At 64.5% G+C, this 22,982-nt stretch carries 22 protein-coding genes; 13 read left to right on the top strand and 9 right to left on the bottom strand.

Annotated elements, in window-relative coordinates; genetic code table 11:
• Positions 1–156 precede the first annotated feature (156 nt).
• From P7F68_RS18700 to P7F68_RS18680, 5 genes are all read right to left on the bottom strand, one after another.
• Positions 157–2,385: a primase-helicase family protein gene (locus P7F68_RS18700; RefSeq protein ID WP_277835413.1), complete on the bottom strand. Its 2,229-nt coding sequence runs from the start codon at positions 2,383–2,385 to the stop codon at positions 157–159.
• Positions 2,386–2,446: 61 nt separating this feature from the next.
• On the bottom strand, positions 2,447–2,641 hold the full coding sequence (locus P7F68_RS18695) for a helix-turn-helix transcriptional regulator (protein WP_277835411.1): 195 nt from the start codon (positions 2,639–2,641) through the stop codon (positions 2,447–2,449).
• Between the two features lie 92 nt (positions 2,642–2,733).
• Positions 2,734–3,213 (bottom strand): hypothetical protein, encoded by a 480-nt coding sequence (locus P7F68_RS18690; protein WP_277835410.1) that lies wholly within the window; start codon positions 3,211–3,213, stop codon positions 2,734–2,736.
• Positions 3,210–3,539 (bottom strand): hypothetical protein, encoded by a 330-nt coding sequence (locus P7F68_RS18685; protein WP_277835408.1) that lies wholly within the window; start codon positions 3,537–3,539, stop codon positions 3,210–3,212. Before P7F68_RS18685 ends, P7F68_RS18690 begins: the two co-directional genes overlap by 4 nt.
• On the bottom strand, positions 3,536–4,747 hold the full coding sequence (locus P7F68_RS18680) for a tyrosine-type recombinase/integrase (protein WP_277835406.1): 1,212 nt from the start codon (positions 4,745–4,747) through the stop codon (positions 3,536–3,538). Before P7F68_RS18680 ends, P7F68_RS18685 begins: the two co-directional genes overlap by 4 nt.
• 229 nt (positions 4,748–4,976) lie before the next feature.
• Between P7F68_RS18680 and lepA the strand changes: the two genes are divergently transcribed.
• From lepA to mnmL, 11 genes are all read left to right on the top strand, one after another.
• Positions 4,977–6,773: a translation elongation factor 4 gene (lepA, locus tag P7F68_RS18675; protein ID WP_002930014.1), complete on the top strand. Its 1,797-nt coding sequence runs from the start codon at positions 4,977–4,979 to the stop codon at positions 6,771–6,773.
• Between the two features lie 10 nt (positions 6,774–6,783).
• Positions 6,784–7,572 (top strand): signal peptidase I, encoded by a 789-nt coding sequence (gene lepB / locus P7F68_RS18670; RefSeq protein WP_277835404.1) that lies wholly within the window; start codon positions 6,784–6,786, stop codon positions 7,570–7,572.
• A 15-nt stretch (positions 7,573–7,587) separates the two neighbouring features.
• Positions 7,588–7,950: a DUF4845 domain-containing protein gene (locus tag P7F68_RS18665; protein WP_277835403.1), complete on the top strand. Its 363-nt coding sequence runs from the start codon at positions 7,588–7,590 to the stop codon at positions 7,948–7,950.
• Between the two features lie 4 nt (positions 7,951–7,954).
• The gene (gene rnc / locus P7F68_RS18660; RefSeq protein ID WP_002930005.1) at positions 7,955–8,626 is read left to right on the top strand and encodes a ribonuclease III; all 672 of its coding nucleotides are present in this window, start codon (positions 7,955–7,957) and stop codon (positions 8,624–8,626) included.
• A complete protein-coding gene (gene era / locus P7F68_RS18655; RefSeq protein ID WP_277835400.1) occupies positions 8,623–9,549 on the top strand; it encodes a GTPase Era in 927 nt (308 codons plus the stop codon). Before rnc ends, era begins: the two co-directional genes overlap by 4 nt.
• A 15-nt stretch (positions 9,550–9,564) precedes the next feature.
• On the top strand, positions 9,565–10,317 hold the full coding sequence (recO, locus tag P7F68_RS18650) for a DNA repair protein RecO (protein ID WP_277835398.1): 753 nt from the start codon (positions 9,565–9,567) through the stop codon (positions 10,315–10,317).
• On the top strand, positions 10,317–11,069 hold the full coding sequence (locus P7F68_RS18645) for a pyridoxine 5'-phosphate synthase (protein WP_277835397.1): 753 nt from the start codon (positions 10,317–10,319) through the stop codon (positions 11,067–11,069). Before recO ends, P7F68_RS18645 begins: the two co-directional genes overlap by 1 nt.
• A 22-nt stretch (positions 11,070–11,091) precedes the next feature.
• Entirely contained in the window at positions 11,092–11,469 is a 378-nt protein-coding gene (acpS, locus tag P7F68_RS18640; RefSeq protein WP_002940531.1) for a holo-ACP synthase, read from the top strand.
• A gap of 19 nt (positions 11,470–11,488) precedes the next feature.
• Positions 11,489–12,634, top strand: a complete 1,146-nt coding sequence (nagZ, locus tag P7F68_RS18635; protein WP_277835394.1) for a beta-N-acetylhexosaminidase — start codon at positions 11,489–11,491, stop codon at positions 12,632–12,634.
• 60 nt (positions 12,635–12,694) lie between these two features.
• Positions 12,695–14,521 (top strand): excinuclease ABC subunit UvrC, encoded by a 1,827-nt coding sequence (gene uvrC, locus P7F68_RS18630; RefSeq protein WP_277835392.1) that lies wholly within the window; start codon positions 12,695–12,697, stop codon positions 14,519–14,521.
• Positions 14,522–14,613: 92 nt separating this feature from the next.
• Complete coding sequence (mnmL, locus tag P7F68_RS18625; protein ID WP_277835390.1) at positions 14,614–15,558, top strand: tRNA modification radical SAM protein MnmL/YtqA; 945 nt, start codon at positions 14,614–14,616, stop codon at positions 15,556–15,558.
• Between the two features lie 54 nt (positions 15,559–15,612).
• On the opposite strand, the gene P7F68_RS18620 is transcribed toward mnmL, so the two are convergent.
• The 3 genes from P7F68_RS18620 to P7F68_RS18610 all read right to left on the bottom strand — a co-directional run bounded on the left by P7F68_RS18620 (position 15,613) and on the right by P7F68_RS18610 (position 17,855).
• Complete coding sequence (locus tag P7F68_RS18620; RefSeq protein WP_277835389.1) at positions 15,613–16,050, bottom strand: GatB/YqeY domain-containing protein; 438 nt, start codon at positions 16,048–16,050, stop codon at positions 15,613–15,615.
• A 100-nt stretch (positions 16,051–16,150) separates the two neighbouring features.
• Complete coding sequence (locus tag P7F68_RS18615) at positions 16,151–16,489, bottom strand: hypothetical protein (RefSeq protein WP_002940548.1); 339 nt, start codon at positions 16,487–16,489, stop codon at positions 16,151–16,153.
• A gap of 13 nt (positions 16,490–16,502) precedes the next feature.
• On the bottom strand, positions 16,503–17,855 hold the full coding sequence (locus tag P7F68_RS18610; protein ID WP_002940550.1) for an NAD(P)/FAD-dependent oxidoreductase: 1,353 nt from the start codon (positions 17,853–17,855) through the stop codon (positions 16,503–16,505).
• Positions 17,856–18,062: 207 nt separating this feature from the next.
• Here P7F68_RS18610 and P7F68_RS18605 point away from each other — a divergent pair, with 207 nt between their 5' ends.
• A complete protein-coding gene (locus P7F68_RS18605; protein ID WP_002940552.1) occupies positions 18,063–19,436 on the top strand; it encodes a sigma-54 interaction domain-containing protein in 1,374 nt (457 codons plus the stop codon).
• Positions 19,437–19,752: 316 nt separating this feature from the next.
• Here P7F68_RS18605 and P7F68_RS18600 read toward each other — a convergent pair whose 3' ends face one another.
• Positions 19,753–20,214, bottom strand: a complete 462-nt coding sequence (locus P7F68_RS18600; protein WP_277835382.1) for a c-type cytochrome — start codon at positions 20,212–20,214, stop codon at positions 19,753–19,755.
• Between the two features lie 172 nt (positions 20,215–20,386).
• On the opposite strand from P7F68_RS18600, the gene P7F68_RS18595 reads away from it, so the two are divergent.
• Positions 20,387–22,981, top strand: coding sequence for a PEP/pyruvate-binding domain-containing protein (locus P7F68_RS18595; protein WP_277835380.1), 2,595 nt, complete (start codon positions 20,387–20,389; stop codon positions 22,979–22,981).
• Position 22,982: the final 1 nt, after the last annotated feature.

The following is a 22,982-nucleotide window of genomic DNA, read 5'->3' as shown; positions in this document are numbered from 1 at the left end:
GCAGATTCATGGTGATCATCTCCTCTGTTCCCCGCTCCTCGACGGAAGCGGCGGAGGTTAATCACCTGGATACTTTTCAGCGCGCAGACCCCGCGAAATCTGGGTAGTTTTCAGTGCGCGTCAACACCCGCGCACCTGAGGCAGAAAATGCGCACTTCACAGCCGTTTCTCCAGCTCGGCACGCCATGCTGACTCCGACTGCTCCTTCCACAGCTCAGCCCGAACCAGGGCGAGGGCACGGACTTTGCGCCCGCTCGTCAGACGAACTTGGTTCTCCCTGCGATATGCGCCCATCCGAACTAGAACCTTTGCAACGACGGCGACCGATGGCGGCGTGCGCACATGCGGGTACTCCATCATGAAGCGTGCGGTAAGTTCTTCCGCTGTGGCGATCTCACGCCCAAGGGGGATTGCGCCGTTGGCGATGTCGTGTGCCCAGCGATCCAAGTCAGACCGGCTCGCTTCGATCATGGCGCGCTTGGCCTCCGTGACTGGCGCTCGTCCCTTCGGGTCGAAATCCTTGAGGTCGTAGTGCTGCAAGAAGTGCAGGAGGTGCTGACGCCCTCCGTTATCGCGCCAAGTCAAAAACTCATGTTTCAGTGCCTCGGGCAGCGGACCGGCCGTCACCTCATAGACTGCGAATCGGCGGTCATGGTCATTCAGGAACATCCCGTCAGCATGGTTCGACAGAAAAGCGGAGTTCATGAGGTTTTCGACGACTCGTTTCGGCTGCCCTTTGTCATGCGTGCGCAGACTGCTACCGGTAACCCATAGCTTCAGACGGTCGGCGGTCTTGTCGCTCTTTGAGGCGCGGACCTCGTCAGCGATGACGAACACCGTTCCGGGAATCCAGCCCGTAAAGTCGTCCTCGACTTCTGATTGACCGATGAGAGCGAAATGGTGCGGACTGAAGAGGCTGGCGACAGTCTCGAACAACAGGTTCTTGCCGACGCCCTGCTGAAGCGACCAGACAACCAAGCTGACGAACATCTTTACGCCGGGGTGCTGGATCAGGTGTGCAAGCCACTGAAGCGGGTATGGCTCGTCGCCGAACAGGTAACGGCAGAGCTTCAAGAACGGCTCCACGTTACCCGGCGCAGGCGTGATGACGAACCCCGCCCAGTCATTCAGGCAGTTGTCCGCTGTCACCTCAGGTTCTCTGGGCCGGGTCACAACCGCTCGATGCTGTCGGCGGTGCTTACTCGCCAAGTACAGCGCGGCTACTGAAACTTCCTTGGTTCCATTCCTACCGTTTTGAACGGGGCGCGTGTCGTTGGCGTGTGCAAGGCGGAATTTCTCGGGGGAGATGAAGTCACGGTACTTGCGGCGGTAAATGCCAGCCTCCGCCTCGATCCAAGCGTATTCGGCGCGCATCTCGTCCAACCATTCTTCACTCTCAGCGGTTGCTTGGCTGTGCGGATCAACCCAGCCATTTGCTTTAGCGAGATCGATGACAGAACCAACCCCGGTTCGAACAGGCCGTGTCGGGTCGTATGACTCCCAGTCCGTGCTGAAGTCGTGTTCGTCGAAGTCATCAGGGCTGGTCATGCACCACTTACGCGCGAGTTCTTCGGCGCAGTTCCACCGCGTTGAAGCGATACCCCAGATCACAGTCCGGTAAATGTCGCGGGAGCAGCCCTCCGCCTTAGCGGCGGGAATGGCTGCTAAGGCTGACCGAAGTCGTTCAATGTTCTCCGGGGTCTCCGGGTCGGGGAGGGACGCCCGACCCGTCGACCATTCATCGCTGATTGGGACGTTCCCGAACTGCGCAGGCGGGCTAACCAGCGCCGACGGATTGAGGATGGTTCGCCCCCGCTCAATGAGTGGCTCCGGGTCAAGGAACTCCCCCTCAAGAAGCATGGAGCGGCGATGCTCTGCCAATTCGGGAGGGCAACTCGGAAGGTAGTACAGTCGCGCGGGGTCCTTCGTTGCGGGGTCGAAGATGTCGCGTCCGAAATGCGCGTTTGCACCCTCCAGAAAGGCGCGCCATTCCTTAACGGGAGCGGGCCTCAGCAGAGGTACTACGACCCGCGCTTTAGTTTTGTCCGGGGTGTGGCTGTGCGTCGTGTAGATCGCGGCCTGAAAGCCCGCGTAACGCGCCGCAAGGTCATCGAGCGGCACGCCGTTATCAGAGTCAATCACCAACATCGACACATTGATAACGTCGGAGTTACGGCGCTTTCCCCCTTGGATGAGCGTATGAGGGCCGAAGGCGGGGCCGGATTTTTCGTGCCGGATGTCGTGCTTCAACAGGCGGCGCGCGAAGCTATCCCATTCGACCAAGCCTTGGCGCTTCGGCACAGTCAGTTTTTCGTTCACGTAGATGGCAACCGCAACGCGGCCGCGGTCGTGCTCTTCCGGGGTGTGAAGTAAAGCTGCAGACATGTGAAGTCCTTCCGCCTGCTCGGATTCGTCCGGCAGGCGTTCTTGTTTTTTTGGGGGGGGGTCAAGCGGACAGGTCGCGGGATTCGACCCAGGCTTCGAGGTCAGCACGTTTGAACACGGTGACACGCTCGGAAACCTTCTTCGGCTGAGGAAAGCCGGTTTTGTCGCGATTGGCGAGATAGCGCCAGAGGGTAGAGAGCCCGACGCCGATGAAACGTGCGGCGTCAGCAGGGCGGAGGTATGCGGATTCAGTCATGGTGTGTGCTCCTGTTAGTTTCATGCCGTCCTGTGGCATGAACTGGAGTTTCCGCGACCGCCTCCCGCGAGTCAGGTGACAATAAATCCGCGCTATTTGTCCGGCAGTTGGTAGGGGGCGAGGATCGACCGCAGGTCGTCGTCATCTAGGGCTTCTACAGTGCTCCGTCCTTGCACCCAGTCGCGCCGCACTGCGCGAGTAGCATCCCGCTGCCCCTCGAAGTCGATGAACGCATAGGCCGCGGCTTCCTGTGCCCTGCTGATCGCTGCGGGCTCCTCTTCGGCTGCAAGGCTTCGCCGCTCCAGTTCGATGAATGCACTTACAACCTCGGCAGAAGTAAAGCCGTGGTCTGCTGGTCTGCCTTTCGGCAGGGCGAGCCCGCAGGTTGAACCGAACATCTCCGCCGGGGGCGTACCCCCGAACAACTCAAGGAAGGCATCATGAAGAACGCGCAGGGTCTCAGCGTCGGGGTGCTCTCCAGCCTCCACGGCAAGCACGAGATTGACCGCAGCCCGCGTTGCGGGTGTATCGAGGGCAAGCGGTTTGCCCAGTTTGCGCCGGTAGCGAGTCACAGCATCCACCCCCGCGCCTTGAGTTCCGCCACCGCCATCAGCCCCCCGGCTCGACGGCTCCACACGATCCCGATGCGGCGTTTCTGGAACCAACCCACGTGATACTCGAAGCGCCCGTACTCCAGCCCCTTTAGCACCTCGTCGGCGGTGGTGTCGGCGATCATCCGCGCGGCCTGCTTGTAGTAGTGCTGGCTGATTAGTTCGCGGTAGGGCTCCAGGCGGTCGAAGATCGCTTCCCGTTCTGCGTCCAGTGCTGCGCACTGTGCCCGGATGCTGGCCACCGTTTCCGCGAGCCCCGGCGCGCCCTCAAGGCTGCTGCGCTTCATGCCGCCACCTTCCGCAACTGGATAACCTGCGCGCCTTGCCGCTTCTCGTCGAGCAGGTCGGCGTAGTCCTGCATCATCTTCGCCCGGTCCCCCAGGTGCTGCGTGTGGTTGTAGCTGCGGCGCACGGTGTCGCTGTCGTCATGGGCAAGCTGCTTTTCGATCCAGTCGGCGTTATAGCCCCGCGCGTTCATCAGCGTGGAGAACGTGCCCCGTGCCCCGTGGGGGCTGAACTTGTCCGCATACCCGAGTTTCCGCACTGCGTTACGCAGGGTTGCCGGGGGGATGGTCTGGGACTTGGTGCCTTGCGTCGGGAACAGATACGCCCCGTCTCCGGTGACTTGCTCCAGGTCGCGCAACAGTGCCACGGCTTGCCGCGCAAGCGGCACGATATGAACCCGGCGCATCTTCATCCTTGCGGCCGGTATGGTCCAGGTGGCGGCGTCGAGGTCGAATTCTGCCCATGCAGCCCCGCACATCTCACCCGGTCGAACGGCGGTCATCATCAGCAGTTGCAGCGCGGTGCGGGTCGTCACGTGCCCGCTGTAGTCCTCCAGCTTGCGCAGGAAGTCCCCGATGTCGCGCTCTTCGAGGTGCTTGTGATGCTCGACCGTGCGCCGTGCGATCTGGCGCTTAAGCGGGGTGGTGGGGTTGTTCTCGGCGCACCCGTGCAGGATGGCGTAGTCGAAAACCTGCCCCATGATCTGCCGCGCGAGGATGGCGCGCGTGACCGCACCCCGTGCGTGGACCTTCTTCATGACTTGCAGCAGGGTAGGGGCGCTGAGTTCCCGAATCGGCGTCTTGCCGATGCGCGGCAGGATGTCCGCGTCGAGGATGCGCCGCACGGTGTTCCTGTGTCCGTCAGACCACGGTGCGTTTTTCTCCTCGAACCAGGCTTCCGCGTTGGCGGCGAAGGTGTTTTCCGCCTCCTTGAGCACCCCGGCTTTCTGCTGCTGGCGGTGCCGCGCGGGGTTGATCCCCTGCTTTACGAGTTCGCGGGCTTCGTCGCGAGCTTTGCGCGCATCGGCGAGGGTGATTTGCGGGTATGTGCCGATGGCGAAGAGGTTTTCCTTACCCGCAAGGCGGAAGCGGTAGCGCCAGTGCTTGCCCCCGGCAGGGGTGACTTCAAGGTACAATCCGGCGCCGTCGGTGAGCTTCAAGGGCTTTTCGGCGGGCTTGGCGTTACGGATGGATGCGTCGGTAAGCGGCATGGTCTGTTTCTCCAGGCGGGGGCGTGCTCGATGGCAGTCGGCGTGCCCATTGCGGCGGCTGCGGGTAGATTCTTCAGGGGGTATGAGCAGATACCCGCAAATCTACCCCCTGTTGCTTGAGGTGTGAAGAGGCGAGGTAAGATGCTTCGACACACGAAAATGAAGATTTTCAAGGGCTTGCGAGTTTCAATGAGACTGTGTGAGTCCTCCTGATACGTTAGACTCCACTTTGAACCACATTCGCAACTTCTCCATCATCGCTCATATCGACCACGGCAAATCGACCCTGGCCGATCGACTCATCCACTTCTGCGGCGGCTTGTCCGAGCGCGAGATGGAAGCCCAGGTGCTCGACTCGATGGATATCGAGCGTGAGCGCGGCATCACCATCAAGGCGCAGACAGCAGCCCTGCACTACAAGGCGAAGGACGGGCAGGTATACAACCTGAACCTGATCGATACCCCGGGCCATGTGGATTTTTCCTACGAGGTCAGTCGTTCGCTGGCCGCCTGCGAAGGCGCGCTGTTGGTCGTGGATGCCTCGCAAGGGGTTGAGGCGCAGACGGTGGCGAACTGCTACACCGCGCTCGATCTCGATGTCGAGGTGGTCCCGGTGCTCAACAAGATCGACCTGCCGGCGGCTGACCCGGACAACGCCCGTCAGGAGATCGAGGACGTGATCGGCGTCGATGCTTCGGAGGCCATCCTGTGCTCGGCCAAGACCGGCCTGGGCGTGGAGGACGTGCTCGAGGCAATCGTCGCCCGCATCCCTTCCCCCAAGGGCAAGGCTGATGGCCCGCTCAAGGCGCTGATCATCGACTCCTGGTTCGACAACTATGTCGGCGTGGTGATGCTGGTGCGCGTGGTCGACGGCGAGCTGAAGCCTAAGGACCGCATCCTGCTGATGTCCAACGGTGCACAGTACCCCTGCGACCAGGTGGGTGTGTTCACGCCGCGCTCGGTGAGCCGGGATGCACTGCGCGCGGGCGAGGTCGGCTTCGTGATCGCCGGCATCAAGGAGATCGAGGCGGCCAAGGTCGGCGACACCATCACGCTCGCCAACAAGCCCGCGAGCGAACCGCTGCCCGGCTTCAAGGAGATCAAGCCGCAGGTGTTCGCCGGCCTGTATCCGGTGGAGTCCTCCGAGTACGACCAGCTGCGCGATTCGCTCGAAAAGCTGCGCCTCAACGATGCTTCGTTGCAGTTCGAACCCGAGGTTTCGCAGGCATTGGGCTTTGGTTTCCGTTGCGGCTTCCTCGGCCTGCTGCACATGGACATCGTGCAGGAGCGCCTGGAGCGCGAATTCGACATGGACCTGATCACCACCGCGCCGACGGTGGTGTACGAAGTCGTGCTCAACGACGGCAGCATCATCCGCATCGAGAACCCGGCCAAGCTGCCCGAACCCGGCAAGTACCAGGAGATCCGTGAGCCCATCATCACCGCCACCATCTTCCTGCCGCAGGACTACGTCGGCCCGGTGATCACGCTGTGCAACCAGAAGCGTGGCAACCAGGTCGACATGCGTTACCACGGTCGCCAGGTGCAGCTGATCTACGAACTGCCGATGAACGAAGTGGTGATGGACTTCTTCGACAAGCTCAAGTCGGTGTCGCGCGGCTACGCGTCACTGGACTATGACTTCAAGGAATACCGCACGGCCGATCTGGTCAAGCTCGACCTGATGGTCGGCGGCGAGAAGGTCGATGCGCTGTCGGTGATCGTGCACCGTGCCAGCGCGCAGTACCGCGGCCGCGAGCTGGCGAGCAAGCTGCGTGGCCTGATTCCGCGCCAGATGTTCGACGTGCCGGTACAGGCTGCGATCGGCGCCCACATCATCGCCCGCGAGACGATCAAGGCCTTGCGCAAGAACGTGCTCGCCAAGTGCTACGGCGGCGACATCAGCCGCAAGAAGAAGCTGCTCGAGAAGCAGAAGGAAGGCAAGAAGCGCATGAAGCAGGTTGGTAACGTCGAGATCCCGCAAGAAGCCTTCCTCGCCGTGCTGCGCACCGACGAAGGCAAGTGACTGATAGCGCATGAATTTTGCACTCATCCTCTTCCTGCTGCTTGTCGCCACCGGTGCGCTCTGGTTCCTGGATCGCTTCCATGCGCGCAAGCTGCGCGCGGCAGGCGCGCCGAACCCTTGGTGGGTGGAATATGGCGCGAGCTTCTTCCCGGTGATTCTGATCGTGTTCAGCTTGCGCTCCTTTGTCGTCGAGCCGTTCAAGATCCCCTCCGGATCGATGATCCCGACCCTGCTGGTTGGCGACTTCATCCTCGTCAACAAGTGGACCTATGGCATCCGGCTGCCGGTGATCAACCAGAAGGTCATCGATATCAACGCCCCCGAGCGCGGTGACGTGATGGTGTTCCGCTATCCGGCCGACCCTTCGCTGGACTACATCAAGCGCGTGGTCGGGCTGCCGGGCGACCGCGTCGAATACGTGAACAAGCGTCTCAGCATCAACGGCCAGCCGGTGCCGATCGAGGAGGTCGGCGCCTACCTGCATCCGGACAGGTTGTACTATTCGCCTCAGTTCACCGAGCGCCTTGGCGCAGTCGAGCACTCGGTCCTGATCGAGCGCGACGCTCCGGCCTTCATCCCGCAGGTGATGAATTTCCCCGGGCGTGAGAACTGCACCTACACCAGCGCCGGCGTCAGTTGTACCGTGCCTCAGGGGCACTACTTCGTACTCGGCGATAACCGCGATGCGAGCAGCGACAGCCGGGTGTGGGGCTTCGTGCCGGAGCAGAACATCGTCGGCAAGGCTTTCTTCATCTGGTTCAACTTCAACGACATGAAGCGCATTGGCGGCTTCCACTGATCGAGGGGTATCAGCATGCGCATGAAGTCACAGCGCGGCGTCACGCTGACCGGGGTTCTCGTGGTCGGCACACTGGCTGCGTTCCTGTTGATCCTCGGTTTTCGCACGGTGCCGGTGTTCAACGAATACCTCGCCATCAAACGTATCCTCGTAGTGCTTGCAGACGAGGGCGACAAAGGGGCAACGGTGGCGGATCTTCGCCGAGGCTTCGACACGCGACGCCAGATCGACGATGTGAAGAGTATCCGCGGCGCGGACCTCAAGATCGACAAGATCGCGTCGCGCACGCAGATCTCCGCACGCTACTCGCGAACGGTGCCACTCATTGCCAATGTCAGCCTGCTGTTCGACTTCGAGCCGAACAGCGAGGCGCGCTGACCCCATGGCGCCCGATCAGTTGCAGTCGCGCCTGGGCCACGTATTCGGTGATCCCCGGCTGCTGCGCGAGGCCCTGACCCACCGCAGCTTCGGCCAGCCCAACAACGAGCGCTTCGAGTTCCTGGGCGACAGTATCCTGAACTGCGTCATCTCGATTGCGCTGTTCGAGCGTTTCGGTGGTTTGCGCGAAGGTGACCTGTCGCGCGTCCGTGCCTCTCTCGTACGCCAGGACGCGCTCTATCGCATTGCCCTGGAGCTAGAGCTGGGTGCGTTCCTGCACCTTGGCGAAGGCGAGTTGAAGTCGGGTGGCAGCAAGCGGCCATCGATACTGGCGGATGCGCTCGAGGCCGTTTTTGCGGCGGTCTTTCTCGACGGTGGTTTCGACGCTGCAAAGCAGGTCATCGACCGCCTTTATGCGCCACTGCTCTCCGAAGTCGATCCGCGGCGGCCGAGCAAGGATGCCAAGACGGCCTTGCAGGAGTGGCTGCAGGCGCGCAGGATCGCGGTGCCGACCTATTCGATGGTGCAGGCGCTGGGCGAGGCCCATGCGCAGGAATTCGAGGTGGCCTGCGAAGTGCCCAAGCTTGGCGTGCGTACGCTGGGCCGCGGCCCGAGCCGCCGTATCGCCGAACAACAGTCAGCCGAACTCGCCCTCGCGGCACTCAGGAAGCAATGAACGAACATACTCTCGACAGCCCGGCCGACGGCAACTCGGACGGCGCCTTCCGCGCCGGCTTTGTCGCCATTGTCGGCCGCCCCAACGTCGGCAAGTCGACCCTGCTCAATCGCCTGATCGGGCAGAAGATCAGTATCGTCTCCAGCAAGGCGCAGACCACCCGCCATCGCGTCACCGGCATTCTCACCGAAGCCGATGCGCAGTTCGTGTTTGTCGACACGCCGGGCTTCCAGACGCATCACCGCAACGCCCTCAACCGGTCGATGAATCGCACCGTGTCGCAGGTGCTGGCCGATGTGGACCTGGTCTTCTTCGTCATCGAGGCTGGCCGCTTCACCGACGATGACCGCAAGGTGCTGTCGGTGATCCCGGAGACGTCCAAGGTCATTCTGGTGATCAACAAGGTCGATCAGTTGAAGGACAAGGCCCGTCTGCTGCCCTTCATCGACCAGGTGCGCCAGGCACGCGAGTTCATCGAGATCGTGCCGCTGTCTGCGGAGAAGGGGCGCAACGTCGACACCCTGGTCAAGGCGGCGACGCCGCTCTTGCCCGTGGCTACGCCGATGTTCGAGGAGGACGAGATCACCGACCGCAGCGAACGCTTCCTGGCCTCCGAATTCCTGCGCGAGAAGCTGTTCCGCCTGCTCGGCGACGAGCTGCCCTACGGCATCGCGGTGGAGATCGAGAAGTTCGAGGTCGAGGGCAACCTGCGTCGCATCCACGCTGCAGTGATCGTCGACAAGCCAGGCCACAAGGCGATGGTGATCGGCAAGGGCGGCGAGAAGCTCAAGCGCATCTCCAGCGAGGCGCGCGTCGAGCTCGAGAAGCTGTTCGACGGCAAGGTCTTTCTCGAGGTCTGGGTCAAGATCAAGAGCGGCTGGGCCGACGACGAGCGCGCGCTGAAGAGCCTCGGTTACGACTGATCCGGGCGCAGGGCAATGGCGGGAGCCAAGCAGCGCGTCGAGCAGCAACCGGCCTGGGTGCTGCACACCTATCCCTGGCGTGAGACGAGCCTGATCGTAGAGGTGTTCGCGCGCGATCATGGCCGCGTTGCGCTCGTCGCCAAGGGTGCGCGCCGGCCGCATTCGCAGCTGCGTGGGGTGCTGATGGCCTTTCAGCCATTGTCGATGGACTGGTCGGGCGGCGGCGAGGTCAAGACGCTCGTGCGCGCCGAGTGGCAGGGCGGACAGCCACTGCTCACTGGTCGTGCGCTGATCTGTGGCTACTACCTCAACGAGTTGCTGGTGCGCCTGACCGCCCGAGAAGATCCCCACCCGGAGCTCTTCATCGCCTACGCCAAGGCCGTGCGTGCCCTTGGTCGCGGCGAATCCGAGCCACCGATCCTGCGCCGCTTCGAGCTTGCCTTGCTGCAGGACCTTGGCTACGAGGCCGGACTCGCGAACGAGGCCGACGGTGGCGGTGCCGTGCGCCCCGAAGGGCGCTACATTTACATTATCGAACGCGGCCCGCTGCGCCTGGAAACCCTTGAAGGGGAGGGTGTCGACCCCGCTGCGCTCGGTGACCAGGCGCTGCTGTCCGGGCAGACCCTGCTCGACATGGCCGCCGACGATTTCTCGCGCGCGGAAACGCTGGCCCAGTCCAAGCAGTTGCTGCGCATGCTCATCAACCACACCCTGGGCGGCCAGCCGCTGCAATCGCGCCGGGTGCTCAAGGAACTGCAGGAACTCTGATGATCGAACTCGGCGTCAATATCGACCACGTTGCCACCTTGCGCCAGGCGCGCCGCACCTGGGAGCCTGACCCGGTGTGGGCCGCGGTCGAGGCCCATCTCGGCGGTGCGGACGGCATCACCATCCACCTGCGTGAGGACCGCCGCCACATCAACGACGACGACGTGCGCCGCCTCGCCGAACTCACCCAGGTCAAGCTCAACCTCGAGATGGCCGCCACCGACGAGATGGTCGACATCGCCTGCCGCACCAAACCGCAGATGGCCATGCTGGTCCCCGAGGGACGCCACGAGGTCACCACCGAGGGCGGGCTGGATGTGCTGGCGCAGGAGACGCGCCTGCGTGACGTGATCGCCCGCCTGGCCGACGCCGGCATCGTCACCAGCGTGTTCATCGATGCCGAGCTCGAGCAGATCGAGGCCGCTGCGCGCATCGGCGCGCGCGTGTGCGAGATCCACACCGGCCCCTACGCCCACGCCTTCCATGCCGCCGGCCGCGATGCCGAGGCGCCGGCGGTGGTCGATGAGCTCGACAAGATCCGCATCGCCGGCGAAGCAGTGCGCCGGCTCGGCATGCGCTTCAACGCCGGCCATGCGCTGAACTACTACAACGTCCAGCCGGTTGCCCGCCTGCATGGCATCCGCGAGTTGCACATCGGCCATTCGATCGTCAGCCGTTCGGTCTTCGTCGGCCTGCGCGAAGCGGTGGCCGAGATGAAGCGGCTGCTGCGCGAAGCCGCGCTCACGGCCTGATGCTGCTCGCGGAGGGCTGCGCGTGATCCACGGCATCGGCACCGACATCGTGCGCGTGCAGCGCATGCGCGCCGCGCTCGAGCGCCACGGCGAGCGTTTTGCCTTGCGCATCCTCGCCGCCAGCGAGGTGGCGGATTGGCGCGCCCATCGCGACCCGGGGCGGTTTCTCGCCAAGCGCTTCGCGGCCAAGGAGGCCTTTGGCAAGGCGCTTGGCACCGGCGTTGCCGTGCCTGCCACGTTGCACGCGGTCGCCGTGGGCCACGACGCGCTCGGCAAGCCTGGTTACCTCTATGATGACCGCCTTGCTGCCCACATGAGCGAGCACGGATTGCGCGCGCACCTGAGCATCAGCGATGAGGACGACAACGTCGTTGCATTTGCGCTCATTGAGCGCGCCTGAGCGCAACGGAGCCGACAGCATGACCCAGCCCATCCACCGCCCGCGCGGCCCCGTCATGATCGACGTTGCCGGCACTGCATTGACCGATGAGGAGCGTGAACGCCTGCTCGACCCGCTGGTCGGCGGTGTCATCCTGTTTGCGCGCAACTACATCGGTTCCGACCAACTGCGCGCCCTCACCGCCGAGATCCGCGCGCTGCGCGATCCGGCGCTGATCATCGCGGTCGACCACGAAGGTGGCAGGGTGCAGCGCTTTCGCAGTGACGGCTTCACCCGCCTGCCGGCCATGCGCAGCCTCGGTGCCTTGTGGGAGCGGGACCACCTCGCCGCGCTCGATGCCGCCCGCGCCACCGGATTCGTGCTTGCCGCGGAGCTGCTGGCGCATGGCGTCGATCTCAGCTTTACGCCGGTGCTCGACCTCGACTACGGCTGCTGCAGCGCCATCGGCAACCGCGCCTTCCACCGCGACCCGCAGGCCGTCGCCGCACTTGCGCAGGCACTGTGCGCTGGGATGGCCGAAGCCGGCATGGGCTGCGTGGGCAAGCACTTTCCCGGACACGGATTCGTCGAGGCCGACTCGCACCACGACGTACCGGTCGACGAACGCGACTTCGATACCCTCTGGGCCGAGGACATCGCCCCCTACCGCCATCGTCTCGGCCGCCAGCTTGCCGGTGTGATGCCCGCCCACGTCATCTATCCCAATGCCGACCCCAGCACCGAACCCCATCCGGCGGGCTTCTCCTCGTTCTGGCTCAGTGACGTGTTGCGCGAGCGTCTGGGCTTCAAGGGCGTGATCTTCAGCGATGACCTCAACATGGAGGGCGCCCGTGTCGCCGGCGACATCGTCGGCCGCGCCAGGGCCGCATATGGCGCCGGCTGCGACATGCTCCTGGTGTGCAATCGACCGGACCTCGCCGCCGAACTGCTCGACCGCTGGGCCCCGGTCGCCGACGCCGACAGCCTTGCCCGCCTGGCCGCAATCGGGCCGGGTACGACCCGCCCCGCCTGGCTTGTCGACCCTTTCGCACTCGAACTGCACGCCCCCTATGTCCAGGCCCGCGGGCTTATCGCGTCCATTCCCGAAGACATGAGCGCAACCGCGGCGATGACAGCAGCCACCATCGGCCAGCAACGTACCGAAGTCCTGCGCCAGGACGGATAATTCCCATAGGCAGCGGCTTTTCATCACCAACGCCGCTGGCGCCAGAAGCAGCCGACGAGTATGCGCATGTCCGACCCGAAGAATGAAACAGCCGCCTTCGACCCAAAGCCCTTCCTGCGCACCCTCACCGAGGAGCCCGGCGTCTACCGCATGATCGGCGCCGACGACAAGGTGCTCTACGTCGGCAAGGCCAAGAACCTCAAGCGCCGCGTCTCCAGCTACTTCCAGAAGACCGTTTCCAGCCCGCGCATCGCCATGATGGTTGCCCAGGTGCTGCGCGTGGACATCACCGCCACGCGCTCCGAGGCCGAGGCCCTGATCCTCGAGAACAACCTCATCAAGAGCTTGGCGCCGCGCTACAACATCCTCTTCCGCGACGACAAGACCTACCCCTACATCGAGCTCTCGGCTGACGAGTTTCCGCGTCTGGCCTACCACCGCGGCGCCTTCACCAAGGGCGCGCGCTACTTCGGCCCCTTCCCGAACGCCTGGGCGGTGCGCGAGAGCATCCACCTGTTGCAGAAGACCTTTCAGCTGCGCACCTGCGAGAACACCGTCTACGCGAACCGCTCGCGGCCCTGCCTGCTGCACCAGATCAAGCGCTGTACTGCGCCCTGCGTCGGCCTTGTCGAAGCCGAGGCCTATGCGGCCGACGTCCGGCTAGCAACGCGTTTTCTCGACGGCCAGGCGAGCGAGGTGATCGATGACCTGACGAACCGCATGCAGGCTGCCGCCGAGCGCCTCGCCTTCGAGGAGGCCGCCGCCTGTCGCGACCAGGTACGTGTGCTGCAGGCGGTGCTGCACAAGCAGTTCGTAGACAGCCGCAAGGATGAGGATGTCGACGTGCTTGCTGCAATCGAGGATGACGGCATGACCTGCGTGAACATCGCCATGGTACGCGGCGGCCGCCACCTCGGCGACCGGCCGCAGTTTCCCAGCGGTGCGGCGGTGTCGGGCGCTGCGGACAGCCTGCTCGCCTTCGTCGAGCAGCACTACAGCCAGCACCCCATCCCCGCGCGCATTTTGGTGAATCTCCCGCCTGAGGCGGTCAAGGAAACGCTGGCCGAGATCACCGACCGCCCGCCCGGCGTGGTGTCGCCGCGCTTCGCCGCCGAGAAAGCCTGGATGGAGATGGCAGAGAAGAACGCTCGCCTCGCCATTCAGGCTCGTGCGCGCGACACCGGCCGCATCGAGCAGCGCCTTGAAGCCCTGCGCGAGGTGCTGGGCATGGACGAGGCGCCGCAGCGCATCGAATGCTTCGACATCAGCCACACCATGGGCGAGGCTACGGTAGCGTCGTGCGTGGTGTGCGAGGCGGGCGCCATGAAGCGCGCCGAGTACCGCCGCTACAACATCACCGGCATTACCCCGGGCGATGACTTCGCCGCGATGCGTCAGGCGCTGGAGCGCCGCTACGGCAAGGTCGCGGCGGGTGAGGGAGTGTGTCCCGACCTGATCCTGATCGACGGCGGCAAGGGCCAGGTCAGCGCCGCGCGCGCCATTCTCGCCGAGGTCGGCCTCGAGTCGGTGGCGATGGTCGGTGTGGCCAAGGGCGAGGGTCGCAAGGCCGGGCTGGAAACGCTGATCTTCCCGGACGGTCGCGAGGGGCTGGCACTTGGCGGCGAGTCGGCCGCGCTGCACCTGATCGTGGAAATCCGCGACGAGGCCCACCGTTTCGCCATCACCGGCCACCGCGCCAAGCGCGGCAAGGCGCGCGTAGGCTCCAAACTCGAGGACATCCCTGGCGTCGGCCCGTCACGCCGGCGCAACCTGCTCGCCGCATTCGGCGGCCTCGACGGTGTGCGCGACGCCACGGTGGAGGATCTGTGCCGCGTCGATGGCGTCAGCCGCAAGCTGGCCGAACAGATCCACGCCGCTTTGCATTGAAGTCGGGGAGCGATTTGCGCCTGGTCAAGGGCGGCGGCCGGGGCCGGGCGCATACTGCGCCGCCTCCGATCTGCCCCGCCCAGGCCGTACCCATGCACCTCGCCGCCGCATCCGTCGCTACCGAGATCAGCTCGCCCTTCGGTGGGCGCCGCTACAACGCCTGGAATGACCATGTGAAGCGGCGCTACGGCGGGCGCGTGCAGAAGGTGTCGGTGGCCGCCGGCTTCACCTGCCCGAACCGCGACGGCACCCTGGGGCAGGGCGGCTGCACCTTTTGCAACAATGCCGGATTCACCCCCGGCTATCTCGATCGCCGCAATTCGATCCATGCGCAGATCGACACCGGGCTGCGCTTTCTGGACCGGCGCTATCCCGACAGCGTGCGTTTCATCGCCTATTTCCAGAGCTACACCAACACCTATGGTGAATTCGAACGCTTGAAAGCGGTATATGACGAGGCGCTCGCGCATCCGCGCATCAGCGGACTCGCGATCGGCACGCGGCCGGATTGCCTGCCGGAGGCGGTGCTCGACTACCTGGCTGAACTTGCGCGCGAGCATATCGTGGAGCTGGAGATCGGTGTCGAGTCTTGCGACGACGAGGCGCTTCGGCGGGTCAACCGCGGTCACGACTTCGCCTGCAGCGAGGACGCCATCCGCCGCGCCGCTGCGCGCGGCCTGGAGAGCACCGCCCACCTGATCCTCGGCCTGCCCGGAGAAACCCGCACGGGCATGCTCGATGCGGCGCGGCGGCTATCCGTGCTGCAGCTGGTGCGCGGTACGGCGATGGCACGCGACTGGCAGCGGGATCCCGCCTCCGTACCCCTGCTGGACGAGGAGGCGTACATCGAGCTGCTGGCCGATTTCGTGGAGCGGTTGGCGCCGCACATCATGTTGCAGCGCCTGGGTAGCGAGGTACCGCCTGCGCTCAAGCTTGCCCCGCAGTGGAACATGCGGCTGGCCGAACTGGCGCCGCGGCTCAGCGCCGAGCTGGCGCGGCGGGGAAGCTGGCAGGGGCGCCTATACGATGCAGCCTGATCGCGGGCTGCGGCCCCCGGCGACAGGCGGGCGTGGCGCCGGCCGGGAGCGGCGTCAGCCGAGTGCGGCCTTCACCCAGGCGTTGGCTTGCTTGGCGTCGAAGCCGCTGCCGTACTTTGCCTTCAGCGCGCCCATCACCACGCCCATCTGCTTGGGGCTGCGCTCGGCCAGACCGGCGACGGTGTCGGCGATGAAGGCCTTCACCTCCTCTTCGGTCGCCATCGGCGGCAGATAGGCGGTGAGGATGGCGGACTCCTGCTCGAGCACTGCGCGGCGGCCTGTATCCTTGATCACGCCCAGTGCTTCCTGGTTGTTCTTGAGGAACTTGCGGATCGTCTGCTGGACTTCGTCGTCGCTGCTTTCGCGGTTTCCGGCGTTCTTGCCGACCATTTCGGCTTCGCCGATGAGAGTGCTCAGCAGGGTGGCGCGCACGCCGTCGGCGGCCTTGCGTGCGAGCAGGGAATCCTTCTTGAGTTGGGCCAGAAGGCTCATTCGTTTCTCCGTGATGTTGTTCAGCCGGGGCGCCGCATCGGGGCGCCCCGCGAGCGCACGGAGTTTAGCGCAGTCGCGCCCTCGGTGCCGTGCGGCTGGGTCAGGCCTGCCGGCACATCGTCGCCGCCAGCGGCCAGGCAAGTGCCGCACCGACGGCGCCGAAGGAAGCGGCATAAAGCAGCAGGTTACCCCAGTCCACCCAGTAGCTCACGTTGGCAAAGGAGGATTGCGTCAGCCCGGGGGTGATCGCAAACGTGATTGCGGTGACAGCGAGGCCGACCACGATCGCGGGCTTGATGGCCTTGCACCAGGCCGGCTGGCCGCGGCGGGCGGCGACCACCATGAGCACCAGCCACAGTGCGGCGGTGCCCACCACCACCGGCAGGTACATCAGCCCGAGTTCGAACAGGATATTCAGCGTCAACCAGATTTCGTACATGTCTCGTCTCCCTTCAGACCCGGCCCTTGGCGACCGCCATGTAGGCGGGCTTGAGCAGGCGGTATTTCATGACCCAGGCGAAGTAGCTTTCCTGCATCGGGTCGATCATCGGTAGCGATGGGGTGAGCTTGCCGTCGTAGTCGAACTCGATGAGCATCGCCGAGCCCTCGCGCAGGATCATCGGGCACGAGGTGTAGCCGTCGAACAGCTGCGAGGGCTCGCGACCGGCGATGACGTCGATCAGGTTCTGGGTGACCATCGGCACGCTCTTCTTGACGGTGGCGGCGGTCTTGCCGCGCGGCGTGCCGTTGATGTCCCCGAGGCCGAAGACGTTCGGGTAGCGCCGATGGCGCAGGGTCTGGCGGTCGACCTCAAGCCAGCCGCCAGCGGCGAAGTTGCCCTCCTGCCAGGCGAGCGGACTGTTCTTGACCGCGTCCGGCGCACGCATGGGCGGCACGACGTGAATGAAGTCGTAGTCTTCCTCGACGCGCTGGCCATCCGGCGTGACCAGGGTGGCGCGGCGGGCGGCGATGTCGACGCCGACGAGCTTGCTGTTGAAGACCACTTCGACGTTCTGTGCAGCCCAGTCCGCCAGCACCTTGTCGTTGATCTTGGGCACGCTGAAGACGACGCCAAGGGCTGAATGGAAGGACACCTCGGACGACGCCAGCGTACCTGCCTGGCGCAGGCGGTCGACCAGCATGAAGGTCGTCTTGAGCGGCGCCCCGGCGCACTTGATCGGGGTGGCAGGCAAGGTCATCAAGGCCTTGCCGCCCTTGCGCCTGAATTCGTCCATCGCCTTCCAGGTCGCCACGGCAGCGTCCGAGCTCGGATAAACGCTGGTCAGGCCGTTGCGGCCGATCGCGTCTACGTCCATGCCCTCGATCTGGCTGTAGTCGAGGTGGACGCCGGTGGCGACGATGAGGTAATCGTAGCCGATGCGGCGGCCGCTGTCGGTGACCACGGCATTGGCGTCGGGGTCGAACTCGGCGACCATCTCCTTCACCCACTCGATGCCACGGGGCTGGAGATCGCTGTTGCGGTCGATGACCTTGTCAACCGGCCATACGCCAGTGGCGACCAAGGTGTAGCCAGGCTGGTAGTTGTGAACTTCCTTGCGGTCGACAATGGTGATGCTGGCGCCGTCCAGTTCGCGGGCGAGGCGGTTCGCCACGGCGATGCCGGCCAAGCCGCTGCCGGCGATCACGACGCGTGCGCTGGTCTTGATGCTCGCACCCGCTTTACCTGCGGGGACGGTCAAGCCCAAGCCTGCCGCAACCGGCAGGGCAGAGGCGCCGAATAGCAGCCGACGCCGTGTGCTGTCGCAAGGCCGCTCGTCGGGCTTGTCAGATGCCGTTTGTCTCATGTGTTCCTCCTTCATCTCCGTGGGGTCCAGGGACTCGAATAGTTCTAAACATGACTATATAAGGAAATACTTACTATTAGAAGGGGTATCTGTGTCGCAGCGGGGAGGGGGGACGTGCATGAGCTTGCGTGCCTTCGATCGTGATCATTGACCGTCAGGGCTCGCAGCCGGCAGACTTTCGGCAGACATCTGCCATTGGTGACAGCCATGCCACACGACTCGCGCCCGCTGCCTGAGCTGGTCTCATTTCTGGAGACGCTGCCTGAACCGCACATTCTGTGCGACCGTGATTACCGCATCATTGCCGCCAACGAGGCTTACCGGCGTTCATGCGCGGATGGTGCCAGCGTCGTGGGGCGGACCTGCTACGAGGTTTCTCACCGCTACAGCGTACCCTGTGACCGTGCTGGCGAGTCCTGCCCGCTGGCGCGCAGTCTGAGTTCTGGGCAGCGCGAGCGCGTGTTGCACCTTCATCACACGCCGCGCGGAGAGGAGTACGTCAACATTGAACTTTCGCCGGTGCGCGACGCCGATGGTGAGATTGCCTGGTTCATCGAGAAGATGGAGCCAATGCATGTTGCGCGCGGCGTTTCGGATCATCGCGGCCTGATCGGCCGCTCGCCCGCATTCCAACGCATGCTGGAGCTCATTGCGCGGGTTGCGCCTTCTGACGCCAGTGTGCTGCTGCAGGGCGAGTCGGGTACGGGCAAGGAGCTCCTTGCCAGCGCGGTTCATGAGGCGAGTCGGCGCGCCGACCGTCCCTTCGTGGTGGTCGATTGTTCCGGCCTGCCAGAGACCTTGTTCGAGAGTGAGGTCTTCGGCCACGAACGCGGGGCGTTCACCGGCGCCAGCGCACGCAAGCCCGGCCTGGTTGAGGCGGCGAGTGGTGGGACACTTTTCCTGGACGAGGTCGGCGACATTCCCCTCGGCATGCAGGTCAAGCTGCTACGCCTGCTCGAGACCGGCACCTATCGTCGTGTCGGCTCCACCGAATTGCGCCGGGCCGATATTCGCTTGGTGTCGGCAACGCACAGGCCGCTCAAGCGCATGATCGTGGAGGGCGGCTTCCGTCAGGATCTGTATTTCCGTATCAACACGTTCCCGATTCGGGTTCCGGCGCTGCGCGAGCGCGAAGGGGATCTGCCGCTGCTGATCGCGTCATTGCTCGAGCGCGTGGCACCTAACCGCCGTCTGGCGCTCTCCGCGGCCGCGTTGCAGGCACTTGCGCGCTACCCCTTTCCGGGCAACGTGCGAGAACTGCGCAACGTGCTCGAGCGGGCCAGCCTGATGTGCGACGGCGAAACCATCGGGCTCGAGCACCTGGCAGAGGATCTACTGTATCCGGAGGCGGACCTGGATCTGACTGAGGCAGGGGCCTCGGATCGCGAATCCGCTATCGAGCCTACGGCGCCCGTGCTGGATCTGCTCGAAGTTCAGCGCCAGGCGCTACTGCGGGCGGTGCGCAGCCACCGCGGCAGCCGTCGTGAGCTTGCAGCACGCCTCGGAATAAGCGAGCGCACCCTGTATCGACGGCTCAAGGACCTGGGTCTGGTTGATCATGGAGCAGCCACGCTCGCGTGAGGCGCGCAGGACGTTGCCGCTGCCAGGTGCTGCCGCCTCTGTCATTGGTGGCGGTATGTCTGCAGATTTAGGCAGTGCTGTGTCAGCTCAAACGAGCCGGTCGATCGTGCAAGTGTTTGAATCGAAAGAGTTCAAAGTTTTGGCATGGTGCTTGCTTTTAAGTGAACTGCGAAGCGGGGCCGCATCGTGAAAACTGTACGATCGTCCCCCCTCAGCGATCCACCCCCGGCAGTGTCGCCACGACTGAATCCGCGGGCCCGCTTCGCCTTTTCCCTCGCGCTCGCTTCGCCGTGGCAGCCTTCGTGCGCTGGTTGTATCAGCGGCGGAAGTCGTTGTGGCAGGCCTTGCAGCTGTTCTGAACCGCCTCGTATGCGCTGCGGGCGTCGGCCTGGGTGCGGCGCTCGGCCGCTGCCAGCAAGGCATCCGTTGCTTCAACGAAACGCACTCGCTTGGCTTCGAACTCGTCTGGCTTCTGCCACACGGCGGCTTTGGCCTTGGTTGGCGGGTAGTTCGTGTCCGCACCGAAGTGTGCCCAGGGCTGGTCGCGCAGGGTGTTCAACTGCTGCGCGAGGCGCGCGAATGCGTCGGCGTCGAAGCGCTCGGTACGCAGCATCGTGCCCATCGGCTCGAAGGTCCGCAGCATGGCCTTGAAGGCTTCCTGGCGCTTGGTAACGGGCTGGTCCGGGTGGGTATCCTCGACCTTCTGCGAACACGCCGTCAGGCTCAGCGCAAACAGGGCAGTCAGGGCAACGCGGGCGGTCGGTTTCATACGGTGCATCGGTTCGATCCTTAGTGGGGCGCGCAGTATACGCGCTTGTCTGGGCTAGTCCGGCTGGAGGTGTCTGCAGCCATGGGCTGGACAAAGGAATACCATCGGGTCTGGGTCTGTCCACGCCGGAGGAAGTTCCCTTCTTCGCGCCGGCTTCTCTTCCTCGCTGCCGGGGGTCCTCATGACGCCGCACCCTGCTTCCCAGTCCGCCGAGTTCGCTCCCACCACCGGCCTGAGCTCACTCGATGCTGTCATCAGCGGGGTGGCGCGCGGTGACAACATCGTCTGGCAGGTCCAGTCGCTCGACGACTACCAGGCGCTGGTGACGCCCTATGCGCATGCCGCGCGGGCGCAGTGTCGGCGTCTGGTCTATTTCCGCTTCGCGTCCCATCGCGCCTTGCTCGATGCAGGGAGCGGGGCGGAGATTCACTATCCGCAGCCCGCGGCGGGTTTCGACGCCTTCGTCGATCAGGTGCACTCGGTGATCGAGGCGGCCGGACCCGAGACGATGTACATCTTCGATTGCCTGTCGGAACTGGCAGATGCCTGGCAGTCGGATCGCACGATGGGCAACTTCTTCAGGCTTACCTGCCCGCGCCTGTTCGATCTGGATACGGTGACCTACTTCGCCGTGCTGCGGCACCGCCATGCACGCGCGGGCATGGGCATGATCACCGAAACCACGCAGTACCTGCTCGACGTCTTCCGTTGCCGCGACCGGCTCTATGTTCGGCCGATCAAGGTGCAGCACCGTTCCGCGGCGGTGATGAACCTGATCCACGCCTGGGACGCGGGCGACCATTTCCGTCCAGTAGCCGACAGCGGCACCGTCGCTGAGATCCTCGCCGGGTCGGGCTGGCCGGGGCTCGAGGACGAGCAGATCCGAAGCCACTGGCAGCATTTGTTCGACGCTGCGCGCACGCTCGTCGCCCTGCGCGAGGCCGGTGTGCCGGACACCACCGAGGAGGCCGAAGCGTTCGCACGTCTTGCGTGCATGCTGTTTCCCGATGAACCAGGTCTGCAGGGGCTGATCGCGCGCTACCTTGGCCTCGAGGACCTGATCGCCGTCCGCGCGCGCATGATCGGTATCGGTACGATCGGCGGCAAGGCCGCGGGCATGCTGGTTGCGCGCGCGGTGCTGCGCCGCGATGCCCCCGCGCTGCACGCGCGAATGGAGGCGCACGACTCCTTCTATGTCGGCACCGAGGTGTTCGACACCTTCTTCGTCAGCAATGGGCTGTGGTGGGTGCGGCGGCGCCAGCGCGAGGATGCGGGCTTCCTGCAGGGGCTGGAAGGCGAGCAGGGGGCGCGCCAGCGCATCCTAAAGGGGACTTTCCCGGATAGCACCTTGCGCCAGTTCGAGGCCATGCTGGACTACTTCGGCGAGTGGCCTTTCATCGTGCGCTCCAGCTCGCGCCTTGAAGACCGCTATGGCAATGCTTTCGCGGGACAGTACGACAGCGTGTTCTGCGTCAATCAGGGTACGCGCGAACGGCGGCTCGCAGATCTGCTCGACGCGGTGAGGGCTGTCTATGCGAGCAGCCTGTCCGAGCAGGCACTGCGCTACCGCAAGCGCCGCGGCCTGCTCGACGAACACGAGCAGATGGCCTTGCTGATCATGCGCGTCTCGGGAACGGCCGGCGGCCGTTACTTCCATCCGCACGCGGCAGGGGTGGGGCTGTCGGTCAATCCCTATCCATGGAACCCGCAGATCGACATGAAGGCAGGCGTGGTAAGGCTGGTTGCAGGCTTGGGCACGCGTGCAGTGGATCGCTCGGATGACGACTATACCCGGCTGGTGGCGCTGAACGCGCCGGAGCTCCGCCCGGAGACAAACTTCGGCGCGATCGCCCGCCATGCACAAAGGCGCATGGATACGCTCGATCTCGAGCGCAATGCCGTCGTCTCGGGTGTCTTTGCCGACCTGGTCAGGGGCCAGGAAGGGTTCCCCTTCGATCTGTTCACAACCCGCGAGGAACCGGGGCGTCCGCCTTTCCTGACTTTCGATGGTCTGATTGCACGCACGCCCTTTGTCGCTGATCTGCGAGCGCTGCTGGCAACGCTGCATGCCGCTTATGCGCATCCCGTGGAGACAGAGTTCGCCCTCAATGTGCTCGCCGATGGCAGCTACCGTGTCAACCTGCTCCAGTGCCGGCCGATGCAGGTCCGCAGTGTAGAAGGAGTGGCCGATGCGGAGCCTCCCGCGGAGGCAGAGCAACTTGTGTGCGCCCGTGGTGCGGTGATCGGTCCGAGTCGAGTCATCCAGCCGGATTGGGTCATCCACGTCAGGCCCGCCGCGTTCGGTGTACTCAACCAGTCGCAGCGCCTTGCCGTCACGCGGGTGATCGGCCGGCTCAATGGGCTTGCAGCAGGACGCTGCGTACTGATGCTGGGCCCCGGGCGCTGGGGATCACGCGATCCGTTTCTCGGCATACCGGTGCTGTTCTCGGAGATCAACCACGTCGCCGCACTGTGCGAGATCGTGGCCATGCACGACAACCTGATCCCCGATGTCTCACTCGGGACGCACTTCCTGAACGAGCTCATCGAAGGCGACCTGCTGTACTTTGCCCTGTTCCCCAAGCTGGAGGGCAACATGCTCGATGAGGCGCGGTTGCTCGATCGACCCAATGCCCTGCCCCAACTGCTGCCTGACGATGCCGGCTGGGCGGATGTGATCCACGTCGGGCAGTGGGTACACGGTGGCTTGCTGCTGTACGCCGATGCGCTCAAGCAGCGTGTTGCGGTGGTGCGAGCGCAGCCGCCGCTACCGTGAA

The organism is Thauera mechernichensis (genome assembly GCF_029588855.1).
In the GTDB taxonomy this organism is placed as follows: Bacteria; Pseudomonadota; Gammaproteobacteria; order Burkholderiales; family Rhodocyclaceae; genus Thauera; species Thauera mechernichensis.
Note: the sequence above shows the minus strand (reverse complement) of the source record. Positions and strands in the feature narration are given on the sequence as shown.